Genomic DNA, 2,802 nt, shown 5'->3' with positions numbered 1-2,802 from the left:
TCGCGGCACCGTCGGCGGGGGCCGCGGGCTCCGCGCCCTCCGTCGCCGCCGCGTCGGGAGCCGCCGACGCGGACGCGGTGGGCGCGGGGGCGGCGACCGCGTCGATCGCGAGCTCGTGCCAGCCGTCGAGGCCCGTCACGCGGTCGTGCGCGTCGGTGCCGACCCAGCCGTCGACGTCCGTGTCGCGGCCGACCGCGAGGACGACGGGGGCGTCGTCGGCGGCCTCGACGGTCACGGTCACGGGGTCGCCGCCGAGCTCCAGGACGCCCGGGTCGGTGACGAGCGTCCGGGCGTCGCCGGACGTCGTGGCGACGAGGACGTCGTCGGCCCTCCACACCGTCGCGGACGCGATGCCGAGGCCGATGACGACCAGTCCGACGACGCCGAGCAGGGCGATGGTCAGTCGCTTGAGCACGCAGGATCCTCTCGGGACGAGAAGAACCAGGATAGGCAGAGGGGCCGCGCACGACCGAACGAGAGCGGACGGAAAGGGTCGAACCCGGCACGTCGTCGCAGGTCCCGTGCGCGAGTCGGCACCGTCGGCCACCGGCCGCGGGGACGCGGGTCCGCGTCGTCCGGTCGGACGACACGCGTATCCTGGCCGGCGGGGCACCGGCTGCCGTCGAGCACCTCGTCGGAGGGGCCGCGCCGGCGCCCACGAGCCCAGGAGGACCGCTCGTGCCCGATGCCCGCACCCCCTTCCCGGTCGTGAACTTCCGTGGTTACGAACGTGAGGCCGTCGACGCCAGGATCTCCTCGCTGGAGAAGTCCGTCGCGGACGCGCGCGCGCAGGTCGAGGCCGCCGACGCGAAGGCGCTGCAGGTCGCGGGCGAGCTCTCCGAGGCGCACCGCCAGCTCCGCGAGGCCGAGCGGCCGACGTACTCCGGGCTCGGCTCGCGCATCGAGCAGCTGCTGAGGTCCGCCGAGGAGCAGTCGTCCGACGTCGTCACGCAGGCGAACGCGCAGGCCGCCGACGCCCTCGCCCGCGCCAAGCTCGCCGCCGGCCAGCTGCGTGCCCGTGCGGAGAACGAGGTCGCCGAGCTGCTCGCGACGTCGCGCCGCGAGGCCGAGGAGCTCCGCACCACCGCCGCCGCCGAGGCCGAGAGCACGCTGCTCGCCGCGCAGCGCCGCGCCGAGGAGCTCGTCGGGTCCGCCGAGCGGGAGGCCGCACGCATCCAGAGCGCGATCACGACCGAGGAGGCGGAGCGCCGCACGTCCCTCGAGCGCGAGCTCGGGACGCTGCGCGCCACCGTCGAGCACGAGGCGACGCAGCTGCGTGTCGCGACCGAGCGCACCGCGAGCGAGCTGCGGGCCCGCACCGAGGCCGAGACCACCGCCCAGCGGGAGGACGCCGAGCGCTACGCGCAGGACCTGCGCCAGGCGGCCGACGCCGACACCTCCGAGCTGCGCTCGCGCACCGAGGCCGAGCTGGCCGCGGCGCGCGCCGAGGTGGACCGGTACGTCGCGCAGCTGCGGTCCGACGCGTCGGCGGAGATCGCCGCCGTCCGCCAGGCCGCCGCCGCCGAGGTCACGTCGCTGCGCGTCCAGACGCAGGAGTACGCCGACGGCGTGCGAGCGAGCGCCGAGCGCGAGGCCACCGCGCTCCAGCAGCGCGTCTCCGGCGAGGTCGCCGCGCTGCGGGCCGAGGCCGAGCAGTACGCCGCGTTCGTCCGCGCGAGCGCCGAGCGCGAGGTCGGCGAGCTGCGTGCCGCGACCGCCGACGAGCTCGCCGCGGCCCGCACCGACGCGGAGCAGGCCGTCGTCGCCCTGCGGACGGACGCCGAGCAGTACGCCGCCGAGACGCGCGCCCAGGCGGAGCGCGAGACGAGCGAGCTGCGCGAGCGGACCGAGCACGAGGCCACGCACCTGCGCATCACCACCGAGCGCGAGACCGACGAGCTGCGCGAGATCACCGACCGCGAGACGTCCGAGGCACGCGCCGCGGCCGAGCGCGAGACCGCCGAGCTCCGCGAGCGGACCCGCCTCGAGGTCGACCGCGCGCTCACCGAGGCCCGCCGCACCTCGGGCGAGATCGTCTCCTCCGCGCGGGCGCAGGCCGACGAGCTCGTCCGGACCGCCGAGCAGCGCCTCGCCGACGCCGAGCTCGAGATCGCGTCGAAGCGCGAGGCGAGCGAGCGGGAGGACGCCGCGCGGCACGACCAGGCGCGCGTCGAGACCGAGCGGCTCGTCGCCGACGCCGAGGCGCACGCGTCCGAGGCCGAGGAGCGCGTCGCCAAGGCGCTCGCGCAGGCCGAGAAGGTGCGCAAGGACTCCGAGGACCACGCCCGCGACCTGGTCGCCAACGCCCGGCGCAACGCCGACCGCGTCGTCGCCGAGGCCCGCGAGCACGCCGAGAAGCAGATCTCGGACGCCATGACCGAGTCCGAGCGCGAGCGGACGACCGCGATGCGTCAGGTCGAGGACCTGCACCGTCAGCGCGAGTCGATCACCACGTACCTCGACGAGCTGCGGAACCTGCTCGGCCACAACCCCGACCGCGCGATGCTCGACCGTGCCGCGCGGGCCGAGGCCGCGTTCGAGAAGGAGCAGGCTGCGTCGACGACCAAGACGCAGTCCGCTCCGGTGGCGGCCACGGCGCCCGTGCTGTCCGACCACACGAGCACTCCCCCGGCGCAGGCGTCGGGCTCGCCGCGCGGCACGGACGAGCGTGCGTCGGCGACCGCGTCCGGCACCGCTGCGGCCGGCACCGACGCCGGCGCGGACAGGGACGTCGACGCGGGCACGGACGTCCGCGCCGGCCGCGTCGACGCGACGGACGGCGACGCCGGGACCGGACGGGAC

1 protein-coding gene and 1 pseudogene are annotated in these 2,802 nt (G+C 76.7%); one reads left to right on the top strand and one right to left on the bottom strand.

Annotated elements, in window-relative coordinates; genetic code table 11:
- Nucleotides 1-415, bottom strand: a pseudogene (locus CTKZ_RS05955) (hypothetical protein); the annotation flags it as partial.
- A gap of 263 nt (nt 416-678) precedes the next feature.
- Here CTKZ_RS05955 and CTKZ_RS05950 point away from each other — a divergent pair.
- Nucleotides 679-2,802, top strand: a 2,124-nt coding sequence (locus CTKZ_RS05950; RefSeq protein WP_235843364.1) for a coiled-coil domain-containing protein, incomplete at its 3' end; no start/stop codon positions are given.

The sequence above is a fragment of the Cellulomonas algicola genome (genome assembly GCF_003851725.1).
Lineage (GTDB): Bacteria > Actinomycetota > Actinomycetes > Actinomycetales > Cellulomonadaceae > Cellulomonas > Cellulomonas algicola.
This window is presented reverse-complemented; position numbering and strand designations above follow the sequence as displayed.